Here is a 25,841-nt window from a genome sequence, read left to right as displayed (position 1 = left end):
GGTGATCTGATGTCGATAGGTTCGATCGTTATAACAGGTATCGTAGCAGTGTTTCTGATCTTTGTGATTCTATACCTGATCTTCATCCTGATGGGAGCTGCTTTTGGTCAAAAAAAGCCGAAAAAACAGGATGTACCACCAGTCAAAGAAAAATCAGAACCAGTTGAAGATATAAATCCTCAAGATGAAAGCCATATCGCAATCATAAGTGCGGTGATCAGTGAGGTTTTACAAAAACCTGTTGTAGTGAAGAATATTTACCCCGGCAGGAATTACGGTGAGGATAGAACAGTGACATGGAGAAAAAGTGGCTGGAAAGGAGCGAGAGGATGGCGCGCAAGTTCAGGGTGGTAGTCAATGGAAAAGAATATTTCGTCGAAGTTGAAGAACTTGGCTCAACAACTCCTCAGGTTCTTCAACCGGTGAATACTCCTGTTGAAAAACCTGTTGAGAAACCCGTTGAAAAACCAGCAGAAAAACCTGTTGAAAAACCAAAACCAGAACAACCAAAACCGTCTACTTCCGCGGGTGGAATCGAAGTGAAATCACCGATGTCCGGGTTGATAATCAAACTGCATGTGAGTGAAGGACAACAGGTGAGCCGCGGTCAGAAGCTCTTGGTACTTGAAGCGATGAAGATGGAAAATGATATTATCTCTGAACACGATGGAAAGGTTGCAAAGATTCTTGTAAAAGAAGGAGATAATGTTGAAACGCAACAAACACTTTTGATAATACAGTGAGGTGATTGAAATGGAGCTGAAAGTTGTCAGCTTTTTGCTCTCCGAAGAAAAGTTCGCACTTGACATCATGAACGTTGACAGCATTGTTGAGATGGGCAAAATCGTCAAAATACCAGAATCTGCAGATTATGTCGAAGGTATCATGAACTTAAGAGGAAGTGTGATACCAGTCATAAATCTGAAGAAAAAATTCAAATTGAAGGACACCGAGAGAAAGCCTTCATCGAAGATCATCGTCATCAACCTGGAGGATAGAAAAGTTGGATTGCTGGTCGATCAGGTTCACGAAGTTCTCACCATTACAGACAAACAGATCGAGCAGCCACCAACAGACGTGACCAAATCAAAGACAAATATACTGCTCGGTATAGCCAAACTCGATCACGATCTTTTGATCATACTCAACGCAAAAGAACTGCTCACTGCCCAGGAGCAGATTCAGCTTGAGAGTCTGACGAAACTGGCGTGAACCTGACAAGCCAGATATCAGGCTCGTAACTGCCTTCATAGACACTGAACGCGATCAACTTTCCATCCGGCGAAAAAGCTGGATAAAAGGCATCGTGCGGGATATCTTTTGTGACGCACCATTTTTCTTGGGTCAGTAGATCTTTGACCCATATCGTATAGTATCCCGTTGAGTTACACGAATAGGCAAGGTATCTTCCATCCGGCGAAATAGCCGGGTCGTGTTCGTTGAAAAAACTGTTCTCCACCGTGACAACAGTTCCCTGTGGTGTGAGTGCGTATATCCCAAAATCAGAATCTGTTAGTCCCACAAAGTAAATTGTGCCTTTATAAGCCACTGGCGAAAAAACCATGTCAAACCTGACTGGTAAACTCACTTTCGTTCTTTTCTTTGCAAGAGTTGCCAGATAAAGTTCATTGGAAGTTTCACTGTCCTGAACGTATAAAATGGTGTTTTCATCATACCAGTTTGGACAGTAAGCTGGACTGGTACCGGCAGAAATCAAAACGATGTTCTTGGAATAGTTTTCCAATGGCATGACGTATATATTCCAAAAACCATGCAAAGATCCCTGAAAGGCTATTCTTTTACCATCAGGAGAAAATCTTGGAAAATATTCGCTGCTACCGGATACAGGTAAAATACTGATCTTACCGTCTATCAAATCAAGCAACGCGATATTTCTGTTTCCAGACAGTCTGTCTGTTATGAAAGCAAGGTATTTTCCATCCGGGCTGAAACTCGCATACTCATCAACAGAGGGATGATACGTGACTCTCAGATAACTGCCAAATCTGTTATTCTTTAAAAGCCACAGCGACGCTTTCTCAAGTGGATAGTGCGAACATTCCCTGATGAATTCCGAATACAATCTTTGTTCCTTTTTCGAATAAGAGCACGAATAAACTTGCTGGTCGTTTTCAATCCATACAGCATTGAATCTTTCCTGGGTGGCATCATAAGTTGCGCTGAAAAAAAGTTCATACCACTGTTCCTTTTCAACTTCAACTGGTGATGTAAAGGTGATTGAACCGTCTATGCTCAATTGCAAATACACATCGGCAGGCAACAGAGAAATCAATGACTTTGCCACATCGTCAATGAGTTTTCCGCTATCCTGTGAACCTGTCATGTAGATCTTCAAGCCCACCGCTGTAAAGGCGTATGTAGATAACAGCAAAACAACCAGAATCAGCACAAATTTCTTCATGCTTTGATTATATCAGGTTTTTACCTATCTGTTAAAGGATTTAGCTGTATGGACGATTAATAATATAGAAAAAGGATGTTCGGGGGTGACAGGATGAGAATCGATCCGACGGACCGGATCTTAAGTAATGTTGAAAATACCCAAAAAACCTCTGTACAGAGGTCTAATATTGTGCGTCTTGAAAACCACGTCAACCAGGAACAGAATGACCAGTCAAATGTCAATGTAGAAGATACACTGGATAATATTAAGAAATCTTTTGAAAAGATCAAAAACTTTCTCAAATCGGAAGCCCAGTTCACCATAGACAGAGATTTGAACATGATCATAATAAAGATCAAAAACACCGAGACAGGTGAAATCATAAGGCAGATTCCCCCGGAGGTTGCCGTGAGGATAGCCAAGAACCTTCAGGAGTTGATAGGTGTCCTGTTCGACGAAAGGGCGTGAAGATATGGATCTATCTTCAATTGCCAGCACGATTAACTACAGATACCAGAGCTCATCGAGCAAAATACAGTTTGGCGGATTATTTTCCGGTCTTGACACTTCTTCTATCATAGATGCTCTATTGTCCACAGATGTTCAGAAAGCAGAAAGTCTGAATACCAAATACAAACAGTTAGATTTGAAGCAAAAAGCATACCAGCAACTGGATGACAAGCTGGAAGAGTTCATGAACTTTTTAAGCAATTTCAAGCTCCAGTCCTCACTTTTAGCAAAAAAAGTCCAGACAGACTCACAGGTTCTAACAGTTTCAGCCAATGCGAATGCGATAAACGGAACATACTACATCAAAGTACTCTCCACAGCTACGCAAAGTTCCATGGCAAGTGGCAGAACTATTGGTCCACAGATCACAGACGGCTCAACCACTTTCTCAAGTCTTGTCTACAGATATACTCCGGTCGATTCAGAAATAAAAATTCAGAAAGGTTCAAGCACATACACTATTTCGATAAGCACCACCGATACTATCGATGATATAGTCTCAAAGCTCCAGACGGTTTTTGGCTCTGGAAATGTGACATTCTCTGATGGAAAACTGAACATACAGAGCAATGAATCATTTGCAATAAGACAGGTTAGGGGCACATTTATGCAGGTTTTCAACCTATCAGACGCACCAATAACTCAAAATGGTTCGACCTACTCGATGCAGAGCACAGCACATGTTGGATCCATCTCGGCAAACAAAACTCTGTCTGATCTTGCTTCTTATCGCGGATTGACCCTGAGCGATGGAGAAATAAAAATCAACGATGTGAGTATATCTTTCAGTACCACAACCACCTTGACCCAGCTCATCGATGCAATAAACAACAGTAATGCCAACGTCACAGCAAGGTACGATGCAAGCTCAGATAAACTCGTTCTTACATCCAAATCAACGGGTTCAACCACTATATCGATCGACGATAATGCAACAGGACTTGGACAGTTGCTCGGACTCGATATCGGTGTTTTTAACGCTGGAAGCTCTGCACATGTACAGATAAGCAGTGACGGTGTGAACTGGACAGATCTTTATTCTTCTTCAAATACCTTCAACTACAGCGGCTTGAGTATCACAGTCAAAGACATTTCATCTTCAACACAAACTGTAAGTGTCACAAACAACACCGACGCAATTATCGATCAGGTGAAAGAATTTGTCAACAACTGGAACAATCTTATGAACTACATCTACACCAAACTCACAGAAGACACTGTGAAAAACAAAGAAGAGAGCCAGATGACCGATGAAGAAAAAATGCAGGGGATTTTGAAGAACGATTCTTTTGTCAGAACCATATTCAACAAGATGAGAGAATACATCACAAAGAAGATACCAGGACAAATCAATTATCTGTGGGAGCTTGGCATAAGTACTGGTTCATACGGTTATGAAAATATGACTGTGGGAAAACTCGAATTGGATCAAGACACGCTCAGAAAAAAGATAGAAGAAAATCCCGAGGCTGTCTGGGCATTTTTTGGTAACACTGAAACAGGCTCACTTGGTCTGGCTCAACAAATTCAGCAGTACATGAGAGAAGTGACAAAATACGGTGGACAAATAGACTCAGTCGCGGGGCTGAATGGAAGTATAGCCAGAGAAAAACGTGTCCTTGCTCAGCAATTAGCAGACTGGATCCAGAGAATACAAAAAAAGGAGCAGGATCTGTGGGCAAAATTCTCAGCCTTAGAGGAAGCTGTTGCAAGAATGCAAGCCACAGGCTCCTATCTGTCACAGTTAACAGCAAAAAATAGCAATTCTTAAGAGGTCTTTTTACTCAAAATCAAACTGAAATCACCGGGATTTGAGGCATCAAAGCTGAAAATGACCTTTTTGGCAATTGACTCTGGAAGAGATTGCTTGATTCTGTCCACATAACCTGAAAGCCTTTGATGAAGCGCTACTTTTACTGCGCTGTATTGATTTACATCATCAATCCTGGACAGTTCATTCACAACTCTTCTGATCACCACAAGCGGCGAGATCACCTTCCCCGTTCCCTTGCAAACAGGGCAGGAGGTAAACAAGAGCTGGTCAACGGAAGGAGATTTTCTCTTTCTGGTCATTTCAAACAAACCGAGTTTTGTAAAACCAATCAACTCGATATGAGCAGAATCTTTCCTTACCGCGCTCTGCAATTCTTTCATGAGCCTGTCGTAATAATCTTTTGAGGGCATGTCTATGAAATCGATTATGACAATTCCCCCAATATTTCTCAGGCGCAACTGCCTTGCAATCTCGTGGGCGGCTTCTACGTTTATCTTGTAAGCCAGTTCTGCATGACTTTTTTCAGCTACAAAGCTTGCCGAATTCACATCAAAGACCGTCAAGGCTTCAGTGGTATCCAGTGCGATGTAACCACCGCTTGGCAAATCGATGATTCTTTCCTGCATCTGACCCAGTTGATTGTAGACACCCAATTTATCAAACAAATCGTCTTTGATCAGATTGATCAACGGCTTTTTAGGGAGCTTCTTACAAGCTTCCTTCACCTTTTCATAAACAACTTCATCGTTGACATAAACTTCGTCGATTTCTTTATTCAGACGTTCTCTGATGATGTAATCTGCCACTGTGGGTTCACTGCGAAGGAGTTTGGATTTTCTGGCTCTTTTGAAATCTTTGATTATCCTGTCCCATTCTGCTTTGAGTTCTTCAAACTCTTCAAAAATCACATCCTCAGGAACAAACTCAGCCGCAGTTCTCACCACAATACCTTCGTTCTTTGCAAGACTTTTCAGCAGTTTTTTCAATCTCTCACGCTCTTTTGGATCGGATACCTTTTTTGAAACACCTTTTGCACGGGAGAGCGGAAAATAAACCAAGAACCTGCCTGCAAGTGATATCTTGCCTGTAACCTGTGGACCCTTGGAGCCTATCGCATCGTGTTTCACCTGCACAAGGACTTTCATACCTTCTTTAAGTGCATCGGCGTTCAAAATTTGCTTCAAATACTGTCTTGAAAAATCACTCAATTTTAAAAAGGCATTTTTACTTTCCCCTATGTCCACAAAAGCTGCGTTCAGACCGGATATTATCTTTTCGACACGACCCACATAGATATTTCCCGATATAAACTCATTTTCCTCGGTGAAAAGTTCCTGCAAAACACCATCCGAGAGTATGGCACCGTTCACTCTTTTTTCCTGAAGATTTATTACCAACTGATTCACAAAATTCTCACCAGCTAATCAACAAATTCAAATAAGCCCATCTTACCATCTTTTCGAACATAGAGCATGTTTATTTCATTGGTCTCAGAGTTTCGAAAAACAAAGAACTGCCTTTTCATAGTTTTGAACTGCAAAATTGCTTCCTCTAAAGGCATCAAAGACAGCGGTATTCGCTTTGTCTCGGCTATGTCTGTTTCTTCTTCCACTGAAGAAGCTGATATTTGTGGTTCTTTTTCCGCCGGAACACGGTGCTTTTCACGAATTGTGGACTTGATCTTTTTTATCTTTTTTTCCAGCGCATCTGACATTCTGTCAATCGCGGTGTACAAATCTGGATCTTTCTCCTGAACAACGACTATGTTTCCTCTTAAATTTATATTTGCCTTCAATACGAAATTCACAGCATCCTTCTCTGCTTTTATCTCTGCAGAGACGACGTCGTTGTCCTTCAAAACCCTGTCGACTTTCTCCAATCTCTTTGACAGATACTGTTCTACAGCAGGTGAAGAATCAAAACCCCTGGTTGTGAATTTGTAATTCATTGCTTCACCTCCTCAAGTAAATTCATCCTCTTTTTTACATAATCATTGATCGCAGAAAAATACTCTTCCTGGTGAAGCACAAAATAACCAAACAGGGTAATCATAGTGTACAAAAGCACATTTGTATCCAAAGCAAATTTGAAGGATTTTTCTACATTCTTTTCAAATGTTGTGGAAAAGAATTTAATCTCTTCCTGTTCAAGATTTTCCACTGACTTGAAGAAAAAATAATAAGCAAGAGCAAGTCCCACAACAATCACGGCAAAACCAAATGCAACGAATAAGTTGATGATTAACCCTGCTACAGCAATTGCAATTCCAATGTAAAACAGTGATTCATCCATTTTCAAAACGATCGCTGTGTATTTTGGAAATGCCTCGATCATTCTGCGCTGCAATTGCCTTATAATTGAGTGCCACCTTATCAGTACAAAAATCAAAACAAGACCGGAAACAAAACACATACCCTGTGTGAAACCAAAAAAGCGCAGCGCGGATAAAGCTATAAGATAATTAGCCGCAACCACAACTATGGAGGCTATCAATCCCAGAACACTTCCGACAAAAAACACCACCAGCCCGTACGAGTAAAAATCTTTCGACGGTAAATTCGTCCTGTCAAAGAACGGCGTTAAATACTTATCCATAATCATCCCCCCTTTAAAAATGATAACAGAAAAGCCAGGAAAAATAGCATTACACACAGTAAGATCAAAAAGAAAGATGTCTTTGAGAACTCACCGATCGATTTTCTAAATACAAAGACAGAAAATCCAAGCAGAGAAAGTCCTGCTATCAAAAGCGCATAAGCCACTCTATCTGCCCGCCTTTATGTTTGCTTCAACTTTCGTGTTCTTGTAAAGCCTGTCCTGAAACTCCAAAAGTTTTTTGGCTCTTTCCTGAGCATCTTTAAAGACATGAGGATCCAGTTCTTCAGAAGGCACGACAATACTGGCAACTATCGTGATCTTCTGACCATCACAGTGCATGTAACCACCGTAGGTTGCAAAGGTTTTTTCTCCGTCCTCTGTGACAACGCGAACATAATCTATTGCAAGCTGAGCGACTATCGGTGCTCTTTTTGGAAGTATTCCCATAGATCCTTCAACAGTTCTACAGGATAACAATTTTGCCTTGCCGCTCCAGCAAACAGTCGAAGGGGAAAGGATCTCAACCTCTATCATGCAACACTCCCTCTCAGTCTCTCGGCTTTTTTAACAGCTTCTTCAATCGTTCCAACCATGAAAAATGCCTGTTCTGGCAAGGAATCATGCTTGCCTTCGAGTATTTCTTTGAACCCACGGACTGTTTCGGAGATCGGTACATATTTTCCAGAGGCGCCGGTGAATCTCTCAGCCACAAAGAATGGCTGGCTCAGGAAACGCTGTATTTTTCGTGCCCTTTGAACTATTAACTTGTCTTCTTCAGTTAATTCTTCCATACCCAGAATTGCTATTATGTCCTGCAGGTCTTTATACCTCTGAAGCACTTCCTGCACACCTCTTGCAACCTGGTAGTGTTCCCAACCGACTACAGCCGGATCGAGGATCTTGGAGGTTGAATCAAGAGGATCTACAGCAGGGTAAATCCCGAGCTCTGCAATCTTTCTGGAAAGAACCACAGAAGCATCCAGATGTGCAAAAGTAGTTGCAGGGGCAGGGTCCGTTATGTCGTCTGCCGGAACGTATATCGCCTGTACCGATGTTATAGAACCTTTTTGAGTTGAAGTAATTCTTTCCTGCAATTCACCCATATCAGTTGCAAGTGTCGGTTGATATCCCACCGCGGAAGGCATCCTTCCAAGCAAGGCAGAAACCTCGCTACCAGCCTGAACAAATCTGAAGATATTGTCTATGAACAAAAGAACATCTCTTCCCTCGACATCTCTGAAGTACTCTGCAATCGTCAGCGCAGTTAAACCGACCCTGAACCTTGCTCCCGGTGGTTCGTTCATCTGTCCAAAAACCAGAACGGTGTTCTCCAAAACGCCTGCTTCTTGCATTTCAATCCATAGGTCGTTTCCTTCTCTTGTGCGTTCACCAACACCTGCAAAGACCGAAAAGCCCTTCTGCTCAATGGCGATGTTTCTTATCAATTCCATAACAAGAACTGTTTTTCCAACACCTGCTCCACCAAAAAAGCCTATCTTCCCACCTTTTGGAAATGGAGCAAGCAAATCGATCACCTTTATTCCCGTTTCGAGAATTTCTATTTGAGTTTTCTGCTCGGTGATGGTCGGCGCCGGCCTGTGAATTGGCCAGTAATCCTGCGCCTCTATTTCTCCTTTCTCGTCTATTGGTTTACCAACAACATTCAGCATTCTACCCAAAACGCCTCTACCTACCGGTGCAACTATTGGCTTTCCGGTATCGATGACCTCTAAGCCCCTTGTCAAACCGTCTGTCGAATCAAGTGCAACGGTGCGGACGATGTTGTCACCTATCAACTGCTCCACCTCAAGCACGAGTTTTTCACCGGTATGAGGATTAACCACCTCAAGGGCATTGTATATATCCGGAAGTTCTTTTTCATTGAATTTAACATCAACGACAGGTCCTATGACCCTGACTATATATCCTTTCCCTGCCAAGAAAATCGCCTCCTCATTGTTCCTTCAAAGCCTCTGCGCCGGTGACAATCTCTATGAGCTCTTGTGTGATCGATGCCTGCCTTGCTTTGTTGTACTCAAGAGTGAGCGTTCTTATCATTTCTTTGGCATTCTCCGTAGCGTTTCTCATAGCATTCTGGCGAGCGTACATTTCACTAACTTTTGTCTCATAGAGCATCGAATAGAATTTTGTCGCAACATAAAAGCTGACAAAATTGGCTGCGAGTTCATCTGGCTGCGGTTCATATTCGTATCTTTCTATTTTCTTTCCACCAGCCACAGGTGTCAATTGCAAATACACAGGACGTTGAACGAGTTTGTTGATGAATTTTGCGTATATGACATGGACATTTCCCGTTATCTTCAAAACATCTTCCATCAGAGCTGCGGCAAAATTCAACGTCGGAACATCGTACATTCTTTGGTAAGATTTAATGAGCTTGCTGTTTTTTGAAAAATATGCCGTCGCCTTCGAACCTATGGTAATCAGACCATCGAAGTCTTTCAATCTGTGCTCGGCTTCTCTGATTATCTCAGCGTTGAAAGCTCCGCACAATCCCATGTCTGAACTGACAACTATCAAAATCGGTTTACCCTTACCGGTCACAAAAGGATGTTCACACCATGAGAAATCAACGTGTTCTTTTATTTGCTCAACAGCATCTGTGAATTTTTTTATCTTTGAAAAAGACTCTTCCAGTTTTCTCACTCTGGCACGTGCAACCATTTCCATTGCACGCGTTATTTTCATCAACGATGCCGTGGACTGAATACGCGCCTTAACTGACCTGAGTTTTCTCCTGCTCATTATTCATGCCATCCCTTCAGAAACTCCTGAATGGCTTGCTTTAATTCATCTTCGATCTCCTGTGTCAGTTCTTTTTTCTGTGCGATTGATTTGAGCAAAGAACTGTGTGTGTTTCTCATATACTTGAGAAACTCTGTTTCAAATTTTTTCACAGACTCAACTGAGAGTTCATCCAAATACCCTTTGATTCCGGCATAAAGAACAACTACCTGCTCTTCAACCGGCATAGGATGGTACTGATCCTGTTTGAGCAGTTCCTGCAGTCTCTGTCCACGAGTTATCTGGGCTCTTGTGGCTGGATCGAGTTCTGAAGCAAACTGCGCAAATGTTTCCAATTCTCTGAACTGTGCAAGATCTATTCTCAACATCCCAGCCACCTGTTTCATCGCTTTTATCTGCGCAGAACCTCCCACTCGCGACACAGAAAGTCCAACGTTGATGGCAGGTCTGAATCCGGAATAGAAAAGTCCAGGTTCAAGGTATATCTGCCCATCTGTTATGGATATGACGTTGGTTGGAATGTACGCTGAAACGTCGTTGGCTTGCGTTTCAACTATTGGAAGGGCTGTTAAAGAACCGCCTCCTGCTTTTTCATCGAGTTTTGCCGCTCTTTCAAGGAGTCTGGAGTGAAGGTAGAATATATCACCAGGATAAGCTTCCCTTCCAGGTGGTCTTCTCAAAAGCAGAGAAAGTTGCCTGTAAGCAGCCGCGTGCTTTGACAGATCGTCGTAAACTACAAGGGCATCACGCGAACTGTACATGAAATATTCACCCATGGCACAACCTGCATACGGAGCAAGATATTGAATTGGTGCCGGGTCTGATGCCGATGCAACGACAACTGTTGTGTAATCCATCGCACCGAATTCGCGCAGTTTATCGACAATGCGCGCAACAGAAGCGATCTTCTGTCCGATGGCAACATAGATGCAGTATACGTCTTTTCCCTTCTGGTTGATGATCGTATCAATCGCTATCGCGGTCTTTCCGGTCTGTCTGTCACCTATTATCAACTCGCGCTGACCACGACCTATTGGAATCATCGCATCGATTGCCTTGATACCCGTTTGAAGCGGTGTGTTCACAGGTTTTCTGTATATAACTCCCGGAGCTTTTATCTCTACCCTTCGTGTGTGCTTGGCATTCACCGGTCCAAGACCGTCAAGAGGATCTCCAAGCGGGCTGACAACCCTTCCAAGTAACTCTTCTCCAACCGGAACTTCTATGATTTTCTTCAATCTCCGAACGATGTGTCCTTCCTTGATCTGAGAATATGGACCGAGCAAGATCACACCCACATTGTCCTCTTCGAGGTTGAAAGCAAGACCCTTTATGCCTGTTTCCACAAACTCTACGAGTTCATTTGCCATAACGTTGTTCAAACCATAGACGCGCGCTATTCCATCACCAACTTGTACAACCCTTCCCGTCTCTTGAAGATCTATTTCCTCTGTGAATTCCTTAATCCTTTCCTCTAAAACCTTTGTTATCTCACCCGGGCTAATTCGCAACTACATCACCCCTTTTGAAAAACAGAACGAGCTATGTTTCTTATCCTTCCAGATACAGAAACATCAAAAGTTCTACCCTCGTACTCTATCACAGCACCGGCTAAGAGCGACTGGTCAAGTCTTATGTCAAAAACAGGTTCTTTTTTCGTATAGCGCCTTACGAAATCCGATATCGCCTTTGTCTCTTCATCAGACAAATCATAAGCAACAGTTAAAACAACGGGCACTTTCATCTGAGATTCTATTTTCATGTTTTTGTAGTACTCCAGAATCAGCGGTAAAGATGCCTGCCTTCTCTTTTCAAAAACTATTTTCAGAAAACTCCAGAACGGTTTATCGACCGTTATACCTGCGTGGTTCAAAAACTTGACAATCCTCTCAACCTGTTTCAAAGAATTCTGCGTGGGATCGTCAAGGAACAATTTTGTCTTCTGATAAAGCAAAGTAACAAGTGCCAGTACCTGTCCGTACTCTTCCTGTTTTCCCAGCTCAATTGCAACATTGAGCAAAGCCCTGGCGTACTTGGATGCTATGTGAGAATATCTCATTCACTCTGCCCCTTTTTCAACACATTCACAAGATATTCCCTTTTCGCTTTCTCATCGAGAACTCCCTGGAGAATTTTCATGGCAAGAGCCACGGCAATTTCTCCAGCTCTTTTTTCGACTTCATCCAGAGCTCTCTGCTTTTCTCTTTCAATTTCGGCACGTGCTGAATTCATAATTCTATCTGCTTCCTCACGGGCTTGATTTTTTGCCTGATTGATCAACTCGTCACTTGTTTGTTTCGCATCGGACACGATTTTCTCTGCTGTTTGCCTTGCATTTGCCAGAATCTGTTCGGCTTCTTTTTTCATTTCCTGAGCTTCCTTGCGCTCTTTTTCTGCCTGAGCAAGTTCAGCTTCAACCTTTTCACGTCTTTTGTCCATAATCTGGGTAAATGGTTTGTACAAAAGTTTGTACAGTGCGAATAACAGTATAAAGAAATTCAAAAGCTGCACAATACCCGTGAGGTTAAGTTCAACAAATCCCATCTTCTGTCCTCCTCAGAGAACAAAGAGTATCAGTATGGAGATCAATAGAGAGTAAAGACCTGTTGTCTCACAAACAGCCTGCGACAGCAACATCCTTGTGGTCAAAACACCTATGAGTTCCGGCTGACGAGCCATCGCCTGCATAGCGCCGTCACCGACGTGTCCTTCACCTACACCGGGACCGATTGCTCCGGCACCCATGCATATACCTGCACCTATAAACTTTCCCATCTGGATCAAAGCTTGAGCAAGAGTTGGTCCATTCTCCACAAAAATCCCTCCTTTTCACGATAAAGCCGATGATATGTAAGCAATTGCAAGCACTGTGAAAACAAGCGCCTGAATCACACCCACAAATAAGCCAAAGAAACCCCAGAGTATCACAGGTAAAAACAGGTACTTTGCCATGTATGCGAGCAGGTACGTCAACAAGGCTCCACCGGCGATATTTCCAAAGAGCCTCAATGAATGTGATATCGGCTTTGAGAGTTCTCCTATGACATTCATCGGAAACATCAACGGAATTGGTTCAAACCAGGACTTTGCCCACGCTTTAAAACCTTTTGATTTGATCGCAAAGACCTGGCTTATCAAAAAAACAAAGACTGCAAGAAAAGCATTTGTGTTTATGTCGGCAGTGGGCGAGAACCACGTGTCGGAAAACAGGTATATTTTTTCTATATTTCCCTGCGCATTTGCTTCAATTGAAATTCCAGGGATTGCACCACCAAGGATATTTGAAAAAACGATGAATATGAAAAGGGTACATGCGATATAAAAAGTTGGTCTTACAAAACGCTGATCCGGTATGGCATCTTCAACCATTTGATAAACAAACTCCATGAGAGATTCCAGCGCAGATTGTTTTCTATCTGGTATCAGTTTTGGTTTTCTAAAACCATACGCAATCAGTATTATTATGAGCATGATGATCCAGGTCATGAAAATAGTAAGTGGATTTATCCGTGAAAAGATTCCATTTCCAAATGGGAGCTTCACAACCCATCTATTTGCAACATTTTTGAAGGCTTCACCCATGCTCTGTTTTGAAAGATAAACTGCATTCAAAATCCCCACAACTATGTAGATGATCAAAAATATAGCCAAAAGTATCTTTGTCTTTCTGTCCAAACTCAGCTTCACCAGGTCACCTCCAGGACAAAAAGGCTGCCAGTTTGGCATTTAAAAGACCAAAAAAAGCTCCAAAAACAGCCTGTACAGATAAAGCAACAGCACAAAAAGCCATAATGGCTCCACTTAAAGTATACCGCGAAAGATAACCTGCCACTGACATCTTTTTTTGTCTTGAAACACACTTTTTAACGTCACGCCAAAGAGCCATTATGTTAACACATGCTCCACAGGTTCCGATCAATACTCCCAGCACTCCCTTATAACCAAAAAGAAACCAGAACACAGCCATCTCAGCTATTCCCAGAATCATTATGTTTTTCAGCATCTTTTTTATCGTGTTTGTCATATTTATCGGCTTCCTTTAAAAGATATTTAAACCCATTGTACAGACCTGACGCAACACCAAGCAGTACAAAAATTATCAAAATCACACCATTTTTTGTTGTCCATCTGTCGATGTAATAACCAAGAAAAGCTCCAACGGCGATATTGGAAATAACAGTTACACCAAAATTGAGCACGATACTGTATTTGCTCAAGCCTTGCCGCACTTAACCGTCCCTTTCACTGAAAGAATCGTTTCGATGTCTCCTTCATTTACAACACCAACGGGTAACTGCAGAACAAGCCCATCAACAGTCAGCTTCAAATCACGTCCAGTAACAACTGTTGGCGGGGTTATGTTGATTTTACAGTTGATTTTCTCAAGGTTCATTGCAAGTGCACCGGCGATCATGTTTCCAAGTTCTCCAACTGCACTCATGGCAAGATCGTCCAAGGATTCATAAGGCATGCCCATCATTTTTGAGACCACCTGCAACGCCGTTTGAGGATTGAAAGAATATATCAATATGCCTTCAACGCCTCCTGCAAATCCTATAACCGTCACAAGATCATACATCGGTCTGACTTCTTTCAATACGCCGGGTTTACCTATAGATGGTTTTTTGCCTATCAAAGTTTCCATGGTATTAACGATCGCAGCAATCAAAGCATTCAAAATCCTTGCGTCCAAGTTAATACCTCCTCATTCCCAGCTTTCAGATACCGTTATATCCACTCTCAATGGTACTGATAATTTTACCACATCTTCCATCGATTGTTTGATCATCTGCAACATCTGTTCAGTTTCATCATCGGGAACCTCAAAGACAAGTTCATCATGAACCTGAAGTATCATTTTCGAATTCATCTTCATCTGTTTCATTTTACTATGCAAATCTATCATTGCGAGTTTCATGATATCTGCCGCAGTACCCTGTATTGGTGTATTTACAGCTATTCTTTCACCTTCCTGCCTAACTGCTGCATCCTTTGATCTTAATTGCGGTACCTCTCTTTTTCTTCCAAACATCGTTCTCACATGACCATACGTTTTAGCATAAGAGATAACCTTTGCAAAATATTCTCTAACCGACGGATACAGCGAAAAGTATTCGTTTATGAAACGCTGAGCCTGTTCATAAGTAAGACCCGTTCTTTTGGACAATCCGTACGGCGACACCCCGTAAATCACAGAAAAGTTGACCATCTTTCCAACAGCTCTCATCTGCGGTGTAACCTGGTCTTTTTCGACCTGAAAGATACGGGAAGCTGTGAATAAATGAATATCTTCTTCTTTCTGGAATGCCTCTATCAGCTTTTGATCGCCACTCAAATGTGCCAGAACTCTGAGCTCTATCTGTGAATAGTCTGCACTTATTATCTTCCAGCCGCTCTTTTGAGGAACAACTGCCCTTCTTATTTCTTTCCCTTCTTCCTGTCTGGTCGGCAAATTCTGAAGATTTGGATCGCTGCTGCTCAATCTTCCCGTGGCTGTACCGGTCTGATGAAATGAAGTGTGAATTCTCCCTGTCTTGGGATGTACAAGCCTTGGTAATACATCCAGGTAGGTGGATTTCAGTTTTTGAAATTTCCTGTATTCGAGAATCAATTGAACAATGGGATGCTCGTCGACTAACTCCTCAAGTACATCGGCTCTGGTTGAAAGATCACCTGTAGAAGTTTTCTTAGAGCCCTGAATTTTGAGTTTTTCAAACAGCACGTATGCCACTTGCTTTGGTGAATTCAAATTGAAAACTTCCTTTGCGTGCTCAAAGATCTGTCGTGAAAGTTCATCCATCCTGGTTACATATTTCATCGAAAGATCTTTTAGATATTCTATATTCATGTATACGCCGGCAAGTTCCATGTCCACCAGGACAGGTATCAAAGGCATCTCGATTTTTTCAAGAACATCAAGCAGGTCAGCTTCGTGCAACTTGATGTTCAACACTTCGTACAGTCTGCGAGTTATATCTGCATCCTCGGCAGAATACTTGGTGGCTTCCTCGACAGATACGTCGGCAAAACTCAGCGAACTGAACAAAGGTGAACTGTTTTTGACAACCTCTTCGAAACTGATCATCTTGTAATTCAAAAATTTCATGGCAAGTTCATCCAGACTGAATCTCTTTTCATCCGGATTCAACAGATAAGCGGCTATCATTGTATCAAAAGCAGGTCTAACCGGATCAATCCCGTGCATTTTCAACACACTGTAATCGTATTTGAGATTCTGCCCGATGATCTTTGTGCCGGCCTGCTGGAGTATTTGTTTCAAACTGCTCAATGCCAGATTCATATCAATGTTCGGACCGTTTCTGTGTGACAAAGGTACATAATAACTGCTCTTATCAGGCAGAGAAATTGAAAAACCAACTACTTTTGCATCTAATGGAGAGAGAGAATCTGTTTCAAGATCTAACACAATATACTGGCTTTTTTTCATCCTGTTCAGCAGTTCTGTAAAGGTCTTTTCGTCTTTTACAGTTATATAAGCACTCTGCGTACTCTGCTGAGCATAAAGCCCGAGTTCTTTCATTATGCTTGAAAATTCCATCTGTTTTAGAAATTCAACCAGTTCACTTTCTCTGTAACCTGTGTATTTCAGCTGTTCCCACTCTATTCCAAGATCGAGGTCTTTCATCAGAGTTACAAGTTGTCTGCTCTTGAAAGCATCTTCTTTGCCCTCGATCAACAATCTACCTATTCGGCTGTTTGGGTCAATCTTGCGGTATATATTTTCTAAATCACCGTATTTTTGTATCAATTCAACGGCAGTTTTCATTCCTATACCTTTAACTCCAGGTACATTGTCAACGGCATCACCCATCAGTGAAAGTAAATCGACTATTTGCGATGGATCAACCTGGAATTTTTCTCTCACTTTTGAAGGATCGTAAAGCTCAAGATCACTTATACCTTTTGCCGGACGCCATACCCTGATCTTTTCATTAACCAGCTGTAGTATATCTTTATCACCAGTCACTATGAAAATTTCTTCAAAGACACCTTCTCCTTTTTTGGCAAGTGTTGCTATGACATCGTCTGCTTCACAACCTTCATACTCAAGCACTTTCACTCCGAGAGCTTCTACGCCTTTCTTTATATATGGTATTTGCTGTATCATCGCATCGGGAGCCTGCGGACGGTGCGCTTTGTATTCTTCCAGTAATTCATGTCTGTAGGTGCGTGTTTTTTTGTCCATCGCAAATGCCACGCAGTCATCTATTCTGATGTGTTCTTTCAAAAACTTTATCAACATTCTTAAAACGCCATACGTGGCATTTGTTGGAAGACCTGAGCTGGTTGAAAGCGCTTGATCTACCGCATAATATGCCCTGTAAGCAAGACCTGTGCCATCAAAGAGAAATAATTTTGCCATTTTTTTCATGCTCCCTCAGTTCCTCGAGAACCTCGACTGCCTTTCTCAGATGCGGTATGACTATCGAGCCTCCAACAATGAGCGCAACATTGAAAATTTCGAAGAACTCTTCATCTTTTGTACCCAGTTGGAACAACCTTATCATGTGGTATGTGATGCAGTCGTTGCATCTTAAAACCATCGACGCAACAAGACCAAGCATTTCCTTGGTTTTCGTACTCAGAGCACCTTCTTCGTAAACCTGGGAATCAAGATTCATGAACCTTTTGGTGTGAATATTACCCTTCTCGTTTATCAGCTTATTCAGCCTTGCCCTGTAATCAACGAATTCTTCTATCAAGTTGATCACCTCGAAAGTTTTAAAGGTTCATCATGGGTGAAAATCACCCAGTCGCATTTTTTTGAAGTTTCTCTCACAAACACAGCACCTTCATCATTTTTGTAGCCTTTGACTGCTTCAAAGTACTCTACCTTTGTATAACAAATATCACCCGGTATGAATATTCTACCCATATTTTGCGTTTCAACAACCATAGAGATGTGATCAGATGAATGATAAGGTGTGTGAAAAACATCGATGCAACCAAAAAGCCTTTCTCCGCCTTTTAACGTGTGCACATCTTTCCAGCTCAGAACAACCATACTGTACAGCTGTCCGGCGATCGGTCCAAAAGATGAATAATCCCTTGTTCTGTACTTTTCATGGACATAGACAGAGGCATTCTTGAAAAATATCGATGAAAAAATATGGTCCATGTGCACGTGTGTAAAGATCATATCGGTGATCTTTTCAGGCGAAATGTTTCTTGCCTTCAGTGACTTTTCAAGTGCCTCCCAGGTTACGAAGCTTCCGGCATCTACGATTATCCTTTTTTCATCATCATACAGTAAAGATACCGTTGAATACGGTGCCATTACGTAAGGCATTGCGCGCAGAACCCCACCGATGACCAGTATTTCAATATTCAACAGGGATCACCTCACAAAAAACGAGACAAAACCGGCCAAAAGACAGTAAACGGAAAAAATCTTCAATTTGTTAGCCAAAACAACCTTTTTGAGCAAAAACAGTGCGACAATTCCAACACAAAAAGAGATCACACCAAGATAAAACCAGTGAAAATTCATCTGTGAACCTTCCAAAATCCCAGCTCCAGCGATTACTGGCAGGGCAAGAAGAAATGAATAAGAAAGAGAATCTTCTTTCTTAAAACCAAGCAGTAAACCAGCAGATATGGTTGCTCCGCTTCTCGATATACCCGGAAAAACGGCTATTGCCTGAAAAAGTCCAATAATCAAAGCATCGAGAGATGACATTTCTTCAAGACTTTTCCTGCCATTTCTCATCGAGGCAAAAAGCAACATGATACTCGTTGTGCAAAAAAAGATAGGTAAAAATCTCGTATCAGTGAAAGTCGCCTCGATTTTTTTATTCAAAGTAAATCCAACGACAACTGCCGGAACTGTTGAGATGACAAGATTAAAAAGTATCCTCCAGTTTCTGAATGAACGTACCAGTGGCTTTAAAGCAAATATGAAAACGGCAAACAGCGTTCCAAGATGAAGCAAAGCCGCAAGGGCAATATCCGTGTTGACATTCAGTATTTTTGAAAACAGCACAAGGTGTCCAGAACTTGAAATCGGCAAAAATTCAGTCAATCCCTGTACAATCGCAAGGAATAAGCCGCTCAGAATCCTTCCTCCTTTGCTATCTTCTCATACCTGATACTGTACATCTCTAAAACCTTTGCAACTTCCTGCGGATCCAAAACATCAACCTTTATTGAAACTCTTCTGTAGCCATCTTCCTTAACTGTGTTCACGGAAAGGACATTCATTTTGTTCTGTGCAAGGACATCAAAAACCTTCTTTAACTGTCCGGGTTTGTCCTCCAATTTCAGAAGGATCCTTGAGCCGGGTTCGTCCATCGCCGTAATGGCAACAAAGGCTTCGAGTATCTCTGTAAGAGTTATTACACCTTTTACGACAAGATCTTTATCGACAACTGCCAAGCACGCTTCATGTGATTCTCTGAAAGTCAGTGCGGCTTCTTCGATGTAGCTGTCGTCGAACACATAAAAATCCGGAAAGATCACATAATCACCTATGGTATTGTCAAGCTGTAGATTTGCCAGTGTGTTTTTGTATACCAGCCCTTCGAATTTGTTTTCCTCGTCTGTTACGACGCAGTAGTCTACTCTGTACTTTCTCATGGTTGATAAAACTTCCTGAACAGTTGCACTCACCTTTACCTGTGGAAAGTCTGTATTCATCCAGTTTTTTGCAAACATATTTTTTCGCCCCCTTTTTCTACTATAGATATTATATTTTTATCATACCTTAGTAGTAGATATATTATATAGGGGTGGTAGATTCTGTAACATTACGATCGAAAACTGGCTTTAAATCACTGTTTTTGTTCGTGAGGGGGGTGGTAGATAACCTGGTAGATAAGTGGTAGATAAGTGGTAGATAACTTCCGAAAGGCTCTTTACAAGCTAATTTAAAGGTGGTAGAAAACGTGTAAGTATGATCTTTACGTTGATAGATGATTTTCAGAGTAAGTAGCTCGGTATTATATGAGCGCAAAATTTTATTTTTGTGATGAGCATTTGGAGTTTTCTACCACCTTTTTATTCGCTATTAAAGAGCATTTTTGAAGTTTTCTACCACCCCCACAATATATTGTGTAAAGTTATCTACCACACGATAGATAGATTAATCGAAATATTCAATTTTTTGGATCTTAACCTTTTCATTATCAGTGTTTCAATATCTGTCTTTATGATATTGCTATAAATTTTTTTGCAGGGGGGAATTTTATGGATCAGGAGCAGATCTTTGAGGTTGTGAGAAAAGAGCAAATTCAATTCATCCGCCTTCAGTTCTCTGATATCAACGGAAATCTGAAGAACGTCGAAATTCCATCCGCAGAACTTGAAAGGGCATTCAGCAGAGGTATCATGTTTGACGGATCATCCGTTGAAGGTTTTGTCAGAATCGAAGAATCTGATATGTACCTGAAACCGGATCTTTCTACTTTTGCAATTCTTCCTTGGTCAACAAATGGAGCAAAAAGCGCCAGAATAATCTGCGATGTTTACAAACCAGACGGCACACCTTTTGAAGGAGATCCACGCTACCGGCTGAAGCTCGTTGTTGAAAAAGCAAAAAGAATGGGATTTGAAGCATTTGCAGGTCCTGAGATCGAATTTTTTGTCCTTCCAAAAGATGAGAAAGGTTTTCCAAGGGCTGAGTTGCTGGATTTTGGAAGTTATTTTGATCTTTTGCCTCTTGATGAAGTTGAGTCTCTGAGAAGTGAAGTTGCTGTGGCTCTGAGAACCATGGGAATTGATGTTGAAGCATCCCATCATGAAGCGGCACCGTCCCAGCACGAAGTGGACTTTCGTTATGCAGACGTTCTAAGGGCGGCAGACAATACTCAAACTGTGAAACTGGTTCTCAAAACCATAGCGGTAAAACACAACTTACATGTTACATTCATGCCCAAACCGTTTTTTGGCATAAATGGTTCTGGCATGCACACACATCTGAGTTTGTTTTTAAATGGTGAAAATGCCTTCTATGATCCCAGCTCACCTGATAACCTTTCAAAGGTTTTAAGGTATTTTGTTGGCGGTATTTTGCTCCATGCACGTGAAATAACGGCAATTACAAATCCAACTGTTAACAGCTACAAAAGACTCGTGCCTGGTTACGAAGCACCTGTTAACATCGCCTGGTCAAAGGCAAACAGATCTGCTTTGATAAGAGTACCTGCAGCACGTGGCAAGTCAACCAGAATTGAATATCGCGCGCCAGATCCTTCTTGTAACGCATATCTTGCTTTTGCCGTAATGGTTGGCGCCGGTCTGGATGGAATTGAAAACAAAATAGAGCCACCACTGCCCATCGAAGAAAACATATATTCCATGTCCGAAGAAAGACGCACTCAGTTCAAGATAGATTCTCTACCAGGTTCACTCAAAGAAGCACTCGATGAAACAAGAAAATCCGATCTTGTCAAAGAAATTCTTGGCGAACATATCTTCAAAAAATTTATCGAACTCAAAAGAAGAGAGTACAGGGATTTCAGTATATCTGTAACTGACTGGGAAATAAGAAAATACCTGAATGTTTGATCGTATCTCTATGACAAAGTGGCTGACTTTTTGTCAGCCACTTTTATTTTCATCACTCTAATGTTAATCTTCTGTGAATTTTTGAGCTTTTGAGAGATTTAAGAAGAAACAAAAAGCTTTTTGGTAGTATTTTCATTTTTTTCCTGCCATTTGTACAAATTTACACTTGATGTGAAAATGTTTTCATGCGACTTTCTTTGAGGGAGTGTAATGAACAGATATTCCTCTTTGGTGATAATAATCCTGTTGATTTGTGATTGACAAATAATCAGTTTCGGTGAATAAAACTGGTGATAACAAAGTTATTCTCTTATTACAAGAAAAACATTGTCAGAAACATAATCCTGCCAGCGAACATAATCGAAAGAAGCTCAACCAAGCCAGTTGATCAAATTTGATCACTGGAACTTAGGCGAATTCGACCACACTTTCTATGGGCTGTCTATCACGCTCAGACAGTTCAGCGCTCTGGTGCTTTTCAGAAAGTCCTGAAAGGTCTTTTTCTGGATATGCAACGGCAATGATTGTGATTATTACGTGTTCCTGTGGTATTTGAAGAATTTTTTTGACACCGATCGGATCAAAACCTGCTACAGGATGAGCAACCAGTCCCATCTGAGTTGCCTGAATCTGCAAAAAGGCAACAGCCTGACCAAGGTCAAAGAGAAAATAGTCCCTGTTGTCTGAAAGCTGGCAGTCCATCTCTTTTTTTGAATGAACAACGATCAATGCAGGTGCTTTTTTCATCCAGTAATTGCCACCCGAAAGCGTCTCGTGCAACCTGGTTAGAATATCTTGCGATCTGACCGCGATGAATCTCCATGGCTGTTTATTTGCACAGGAAGGTGCAAGGTGTGCAGCCTGTAAAAGAACTTTGAGCTGTTCATCTGAGATCTTTTCCTGGCTCAAAGCCCTTCTGGCTCTTCTGATCTGTATCAGTTCGTTGATTGAATTGTCTTGCTGCATGATCTTCAAAAGTTGCTCTTTCACCTTTTCTACATGTCCATCAACCTTGACGTTGAACATACTGCATCTTATTCTGTTCCACCGATCCAGAATGAAAGTCGAACGCACGATTTTACCGTCTTTTTGCACATTCAAAGACCTGGCAAATTCGCATCTTTCATCAGACAAGAAATTGACTTCAAGCTGATATTTTTCTTTGAAATTTTTCAAAGTCTCTGGACTGTCGCAGGATACACCGTAGACCTGTATCTGGTGTGACCTGAACCATTCAATGGCTTTTGAAAGATCCTGTGCCTGCTTTGTACAGCCGGTTGTGCCAGCCTTGGGAAAGAAATACAGTACGGTGTATTTTCCAAATAGATCAAGATCCGTTGTTTTCCTGTTATCCTGATCAACGAGATTGAATTTCACCGTTTTCATCCCTTCACCTCCTGAAATCATAATACCTTAAGAGCTCTCATGTATCCCATCGAAGTGGCATACTGTATGGATCTTGTCCAGCCAGAACAGTCGCCTATGACATGTAGATTTTTGAAAAGATCGTTGTTGAATTTGTTGGAATAGAATTTGACCTCAACAGCATAAAGCAAATTGTCAAAGTAAGCGACGCCTTTTATAACATTGTCAAGTCTATCGACGAAATCCACCAGCGATTCTCTGATTTTGGATGGAAATACCAGATTCGCGTCTCCCAGTATAAAACTGCTGCTGTTCAGAGTAGGGTAGACCCTTCCCAATCTTTTTGTTCTTCTGTATTCTTTGAAATCTCCGTATGTCTGCAGAATTATCTTTTCGCGGTCTCCCGCAAGTATGTTTGCAAGTTTTGCAAGGTTTTTCCCATACCCTGTTGGGTCTTTGAACGGTTCTGTGAATCTTGTGGTCACAAGTACGGCAAAATTAGTGTTTTCAGTTTTTTGATTTGTGTCTGAATACCCGTTCACGGTGGTGAAATCTTCGTATTTTTCTAAAGTTACCTTGCCGGCGGGATTCTGGCAGAACAATCTGCACATGTACCCCGTCCTTGCCTTGTATCTGACCTTTACTTCATACATGTCGAAAAACCTTTCCATAATGTGATTTGGCAATTCATACCTGATACCTATATCGACATAATAATTTTCTTTCACAAGATGTGGATATTTTTCCTTAAGACGATCCATGAGCTTGTGCCCGCTTCTGCCAACAGCGATCACGACTTCATCAAAAAGATATTCACCATTGCTGGTGAAGACCCTGTGTTTGTCACCGAACTCCATGTCTTCAACCACCGTGTTGAAAGAAAAGTGGATATTTTTAAACGAAGAGAAGTACTCAAAAAGATTGTTGTTTGTATCTTTTAGCACATCAGTCCCCAGGTGAAAAAAATATGCTCTGACAGGTTCAAAACCGTGATCATAAAAAATTCTGTATGTTTCTTCATTTGAAAATGATTCACCGTATTCTATTCTTTTTCCGTCTTTTTCGAAAGATTTGAGATACTCAATCATATTGGTTTTGTCTTTCAAAGTTGGTTTGTATCCAGAGTGCGTTAAGTAGAACATCACCATTTTCTGCTGTATTTCGATGGGAATATCGAGCTCTCCGCCCATTCCTCTGCTTATGAATATCTTTCCATCCATTCTCACACCAGAGATTGTATTGTGCGTGTGATCTTTTCCTTTCTCAAAAACTGTGATTTCGTAGTCATCCACCCTGCCGCTTTCTATAAGACCATACATAAAACCAATCGCAGAAGCGCCAAAACCGACAATTCCCAGTTTTCTCATGGGCAATACCTCCGTTTAAAATATGGTCTTTGAAGTTAGCTCCAACTAAGTTCTGCTTTAATTTTCCGATCAATAAAATTTACAACTTTTTACTCAAACTCTGATTTAAAGACGGTTTTTGCTGTTTTTGCCCTTTCACAGTTTCGTATTATATATTATGGAAGGCGCCTACCAGGATCCTGGACTAAACCGTAAATTGGCATAGGTCTAATGTTTCAAAAATAATCCTTAAATTCATTATAGCTCAATTGGCTTTTGTATCTTGCAGAAATGCTTCTTTTGGTGCAAACAAAACGAATACCAGAGACACGACAAACATTAAAAGGTTCAGAATCAAAAAGAAAACAAACGCATTCATACTATCGACGATTATTCCACCAAGTAGAGAACCAACGGGTGTTAATCCCGAGGAAAAGATCGTGAGGATAGACAGAACTCTTGAACGTACCTGCGAAGGGATCAAAGCTTGAAGATTTGCACCTATGGGGACGTTCACAAACATGTTGAAAATTCCTGTCAAAAACAAAGATATCGACGAAAGAGTTACAGCAAATCCCTTCTGAGTACTCAAATACATGAGCGTCAAAGCCATAAAACAGCCTATGGAACTTTCCAGAACTATCCCTACAGTTATGAGCTTTTTGGAATTTGTTGTAGCTAATGCCGTTCCGGTCAACAAGCTTCCAAGCAGAGCGCCAACCATGAACATCATTTCAAGCATTCCAAACCACTGCGCTGAAAAATTCAGCTCTTTTCTGATTATATAAGGAATCACAACTGAGAATGCAGGAGCTGAGATGAAATTTGCAACCGCTGCAAATATGAAAAGTGATTTCAATCCATTGTTTGAAGTTATGAACTTGATTCCATTCCATTTTCTGTAGAAAAGGTTTTTCATACAAAAACAAGTAAATATGATTATCAAAAGCTAACTTAGAAAAAGCGGGCAAAAGCCCGCTTTTTTGTCAATTTAGAGTATTAAAACATCCAATTAGATTCGATTGAAACCGGAGGTGAGGAAGATGGCAACGAAGAGTTCCCATTCCTCTTAGATTCGATTGAAACGAAAAGCAGTTTCATTGAATATAGCCGCAACGTCCTGTTTCCATTCCTCTTAGATTCGATTGAAACAAGGAGCGGAAACCAGCATGAGATGCCGACATAAGAGTTTCCATTCCTCTTAGATTCGATTGAAACGTTTTACAAACATGATCAAAGCTTTGAAGAATGTATTGTTTCCATTCCTCTTAGATTCGATTGAAACCAGGTTAGTCCATTTATGTCCAAGAGGTGGTATCAATGTTTCCATTCCTCTTAGATTCGATTGAAACCAACATGGGTACTACTGTGTAGTCTTATACGAAAGGTAGTTTCCATTCCTCTTAGATTCGATTGAAACTTATGAAAATGAAAACTGATGACCATGAGGTCATCGGTTTCCATTCCTCTTAGATTCGATTGAAACAAGTATAGATATATGCCGTTCCATCTGCTGTTTGTGGTTTCCATTCCTCTTAGATTCGATTGAAAC

At 41.3% G+C, this 25,841-nt stretch carries 30 protein-coding genes and 1 CRISPR repeat array; of the genes, 6 read left to right on the top strand and 24 right to left on the bottom strand.

The window, feature by feature from the left end; all coding sequences use genetic code 11:
- The first annotated feature begins 9 nt into the window (after nt 1-9).
- Genes AC4E92_RS02670 through AC4E92_RS02660 form a run of 3 tightly spaced genes read left to right on the top strand, consistent with a single transcriptional unit; the run spans nt 10 to nt 1,212 of the window.
- Nucleotides 10-354 carry an OadG family protein gene (locus tag AC4E92_RS02670; RefSeq protein WP_490239041.1) on the top strand — a complete coding sequence of 115 codons (345 nt, stop codon included), beginning with the start codon at nt 10-12 and terminating at the stop codon, nt 352-354.
- The gene (locus AC4E92_RS02665) at nt 330-743 is read left to right on the top strand and encodes a biotin/lipoyl-containing protein (RefSeq protein ID WP_490239040.1); all 414 of its coding nucleotides are present in this window, start codon (nt 330-332) and stop codon (nt 741-743) included. The genes AC4E92_RS02670 and AC4E92_RS02665 overlap by 25 nt, the downstream gene beginning before the upstream one ends.
- A gap of 10 nt (nt 744-753) precedes the next feature.
- Nucleotides 754-1,212: a chemotaxis protein CheW gene (locus tag AC4E92_RS02660; RefSeq protein ID WP_490239039.1), complete on the top strand. Its 459-nt coding sequence runs from the start codon at nt 754-756 to the stop codon at nt 1,210-1,212.
- On the opposite strand, the gene AC4E92_RS02655 is transcribed toward AC4E92_RS02660, so the two are convergent.
- Nucleotides 1,163-2,422 (bottom strand): TolB family protein, encoded by a 1,260-nt coding sequence (locus tag AC4E92_RS02655; protein ID WP_490239038.1) that lies wholly within the window; start codon nt 2,420-2,422, stop codon nt 1,163-1,165. The genes AC4E92_RS02660 and AC4E92_RS02655 overlap by 50 nt on opposite strands.
- Before the next feature lie 93 nt (nt 2,423-2,515).
- Here AC4E92_RS02655 and AC4E92_RS02650 point away from each other — a divergent pair, with 93 nt between their 5' ends.
- Nucleotides 2,516-2,872 carry a flagellar protein FlaG gene (locus tag AC4E92_RS02650; RefSeq protein WP_490239037.1) on the top strand — a complete coding sequence of 119 codons (357 nt, stop codon included), beginning with the start codon at nt 2,516-2,518 and terminating at the stop codon, nt 2,870-2,872.
- Entirely contained in the window at nt 2,847-4,685 is a 1,839-nt protein-coding gene (fliD, locus tag AC4E92_RS02645) for a flagellar filament capping protein FliD (protein ID WP_490239036.1), read from the top strand. The genes AC4E92_RS02650 and fliD overlap by 26 nt, the downstream gene beginning before the upstream one ends.
- Here fliD and AC4E92_RS02640 read toward each other — a convergent pair.
- The 20 genes from AC4E92_RS02640 to AC4E92_RS02545 are packed head-to-tail and all read right to left on the bottom strand — an operon-like array spanning nt 4,682 to nt 19,727.
- The gene (locus tag AC4E92_RS02640; RefSeq protein WP_490239035.1) at nt 4,682-6,094 is read right to left on the bottom strand and encodes an Rne/Rng family ribonuclease; all 1,413 of its coding nucleotides are present in this window, start codon (nt 6,092-6,094) and stop codon (nt 4,682-4,684) included. The genes fliD and AC4E92_RS02640 overlap by 4 nt on opposite strands.
- 14 nt (nt 6,095-6,108) lie before the next feature.
- Complete coding sequence (gene hpf / locus AC4E92_RS02635) at nt 6,109-6,636, bottom strand: ribosome hibernation-promoting factor, HPF/YfiA family (protein WP_490239034.1); 528 nt, start codon at nt 6,634-6,636, stop codon at nt 6,109-6,111.
- Nucleotides 6,633-7,283 carry a hypothetical protein gene (locus AC4E92_RS02630; protein WP_490239033.1) on the bottom strand — a complete coding sequence of 217 codons (651 nt, stop codon included), beginning with the start codon at nt 7,281-7,283 and terminating at the stop codon, nt 6,633-6,635. Before AC4E92_RS02630 ends, hpf begins: the two co-directional genes overlap by 4 nt.
- A 2-nt stretch (nt 7,284-7,285) precedes the next feature.
- Nucleotides 7,286-7,450, bottom strand: coding sequence for a hypothetical protein (locus AC4E92_RS02625; RefSeq protein WP_490239032.1), 165 nt, complete (start codon nt 7,448-7,450; stop codon nt 7,286-7,288).
- A gap of 1 nt (nt 7,451) precedes the next feature.
- Nucleotides 7,452-7,820, bottom strand: coding sequence for an ATP synthase F1 subunit epsilon (atpC, locus tag AC4E92_RS02620; protein ID WP_490239031.1), 369 nt, complete (start codon nt 7,818-7,820; stop codon nt 7,452-7,454).
- Nucleotides 7,817-9,226, bottom strand: coding sequence for a F0F1 ATP synthase subunit beta (gene atpD, locus AC4E92_RS02615; protein ID WP_490239030.1), 1,410 nt, complete (start codon nt 9,224-9,226; stop codon nt 7,817-7,819). The genes atpC and atpD overlap by 4 nt, the downstream gene beginning before the upstream one ends.
- A 13-nt stretch (nt 9,227-9,239) precedes the next feature.
- Nucleotides 9,240-10,052, bottom strand: a complete 813-nt coding sequence (gene atpG, locus AC4E92_RS02610; RefSeq protein WP_490239029.1) for an ATP synthase F1 subunit gamma — start codon at nt 10,050-10,052, stop codon at nt 9,240-9,242.
- A complete protein-coding gene (atpA, locus tag AC4E92_RS02605) occupies nt 10,052-11,563 on the bottom strand; it encodes a F0F1 ATP synthase subunit alpha (protein WP_490239028.1) in 1,512 nt (503 codons plus the stop codon). Before atpA ends, atpG begins: the two co-directional genes overlap by 1 nt.
- A 5-nt stretch (nt 11,564-11,568) precedes the next feature.
- Nucleotides 11,569-12,111: a F0F1 ATP synthase subunit delta gene (locus AC4E92_RS02600; protein ID WP_490239027.1), complete on the bottom strand. Its 543-nt coding sequence runs from the start codon at nt 12,109-12,111 to the stop codon at nt 11,569-11,571.
- On the bottom strand, nt 12,108-12,596 hold the full coding sequence (atpF, locus tag AC4E92_RS02595; protein ID WP_490239026.1) for a F0F1 ATP synthase subunit B: 489 nt from the start codon (nt 12,594-12,596) through the stop codon (nt 12,108-12,110). Before atpF ends, AC4E92_RS02600 begins: the two co-directional genes overlap by 4 nt.
- Before the next feature lie 12 nt (nt 12,597-12,608).
- Complete coding sequence (locus tag AC4E92_RS02590) at nt 12,609-12,866, bottom strand: F0F1 ATP synthase subunit C (RefSeq protein ID WP_490239025.1); 258 nt, start codon at nt 12,864-12,866, stop codon at nt 12,609-12,611.
- Nucleotides 12,867-12,881: 15 nt separating this feature from the next.
- The gene (atpB, locus tag AC4E92_RS02585; RefSeq protein WP_490239024.1) at nt 12,882-13,739 is read right to left on the bottom strand and encodes a F0F1 ATP synthase subunit A; all 858 of its coding nucleotides are present in this window, start codon (nt 13,737-13,739) and stop codon (nt 12,882-12,884) included.
- Between the two features lie 4 nt (nt 13,740-13,743).
- Nucleotides 13,744-14,076: an ATP synthase subunit I gene (locus AC4E92_RS02580; RefSeq protein WP_490239023.1), complete on the bottom strand. Its 333-nt coding sequence runs from the start codon at nt 14,074-14,076 to the stop codon at nt 13,744-13,746.
- On the bottom strand, nt 14,021-14,269 hold the full coding sequence (locus AC4E92_RS02575) for an AtpZ/AtpI family protein (protein ID WP_490239022.1): 249 nt from the start codon (nt 14,267-14,269) through the stop codon (nt 14,021-14,023). Before AC4E92_RS02575 ends, AC4E92_RS02580 begins: the two co-directional genes overlap by 56 nt.
- Complete coding sequence (locus tag AC4E92_RS02570) at nt 14,266-14,745, bottom strand: chemotaxis protein CheX (RefSeq protein WP_490239021.1); 480 nt, start codon at nt 14,743-14,745, stop codon at nt 14,266-14,268. Before AC4E92_RS02570 ends, AC4E92_RS02575 begins: the two co-directional genes overlap by 4 nt.
- Before the next feature lie 12 nt (nt 14,746-14,757).
- The gene (polA, locus tag AC4E92_RS02565) at nt 14,758-17,436 is read right to left on the bottom strand and encodes a DNA polymerase I (RefSeq protein ID WP_490239020.1); all 2,679 of its coding nucleotides are present in this window, start codon (nt 17,434-17,436) and stop codon (nt 14,758-14,760) included.
- Nucleotides 17,414-17,782 carry a carboxymuconolactone decarboxylase family protein gene (locus tag AC4E92_RS02560; RefSeq protein WP_490239182.1) on the bottom strand — a complete coding sequence of 123 codons (369 nt, stop codon included), beginning with the start codon at nt 17,780-17,782 and terminating at the stop codon, nt 17,414-17,416. Before AC4E92_RS02560 ends, polA begins: the two co-directional genes overlap by 23 nt.
- Nucleotides 17,782-18,405, bottom strand: a complete 624-nt coding sequence (locus AC4E92_RS02555) for an MBL fold metallo-hydrolase (RefSeq protein WP_490239019.1) — start codon at nt 18,403-18,405, stop codon at nt 17,782-17,784. Before AC4E92_RS02555 ends, AC4E92_RS02560 begins: the two co-directional genes overlap by 1 nt.
- 6 nt (nt 18,406-18,411) lie before the next feature.
- The gene (locus AC4E92_RS02550; RefSeq protein WP_490239181.1) at nt 18,412-19,107 is read right to left on the bottom strand and encodes an undecaprenyl-diphosphate phosphatase; all 696 of its coding nucleotides are present in this window, start codon (nt 19,105-19,107) and stop codon (nt 18,412-18,414) included.
- A gap of 17 nt (nt 19,108-19,124) precedes the next feature.
- Nucleotides 19,125-19,727: a CBS domain-containing protein gene (locus tag AC4E92_RS02545; RefSeq protein WP_490239018.1), complete on the bottom strand. Its 603-nt coding sequence runs from the start codon at nt 19,725-19,727 to the stop codon at nt 19,125-19,127.
- Between the two features lie 531 nt (nt 19,728-20,258).
- Here AC4E92_RS02545 and AC4E92_RS02540 point away from each other — a divergent pair.
- A complete protein-coding gene (locus tag AC4E92_RS02540; protein WP_490239017.1) occupies nt 20,259-21,578 on the top strand; it encodes a glutamine synthetase family protein in 1,320 nt (439 codons plus the stop codon).
- A 408-nt stretch (nt 21,579-21,986) separates the two neighbouring features.
- Here AC4E92_RS02540 and AC4E92_RS02535 read toward each other — a convergent pair whose 3' ends face one another.
- The 3 genes from AC4E92_RS02535 to AC4E92_RS02525 form a co-directional block, all read right to left on the bottom strand.
- Nucleotides 21,987-22,964: a redoxin domain-containing protein gene (locus AC4E92_RS02535; protein ID WP_490239016.1), complete on the bottom strand. Its 978-nt coding sequence runs from the start codon at nt 22,962-22,964 to the stop codon at nt 21,987-21,989.
- 17 nt (nt 22,965-22,981) lie between these two features.
- Nucleotides 22,982-24,310, bottom strand: a complete 1,329-nt coding sequence (locus tag AC4E92_RS02530) for an FAD-dependent protein (protein ID WP_490239015.1) — start codon at nt 24,308-24,310, stop codon at nt 22,982-22,984.
- A gap of 244 nt (nt 24,311-24,554) precedes the next feature.
- On the bottom strand, nt 24,555-25,208 hold the full coding sequence (locus AC4E92_RS02525; RefSeq protein ID WP_490239014.1) for an MFS transporter: 654 nt from the start codon (nt 25,206-25,208) through the stop codon (nt 24,555-24,557).
- A gap of 137 nt (nt 25,209-25,345) precedes the next feature.
- Nucleotides 25,346-25,841: direct repeats of the CRISPR family, unit length 30 nt; unit sequence GTTTCCATTCCTCTTAGATTCGATTGAAAC.

The organism is Pseudothermotoga sp. (assembly GCF_031962025.1).
GTDB lineage: Bacteria > Thermotogota > Thermotogae > Thermotogales > DSM-5069 > Pseudothermotoga_B.
This window is presented reverse-complemented; position numbering and strand designations above follow the sequence as displayed.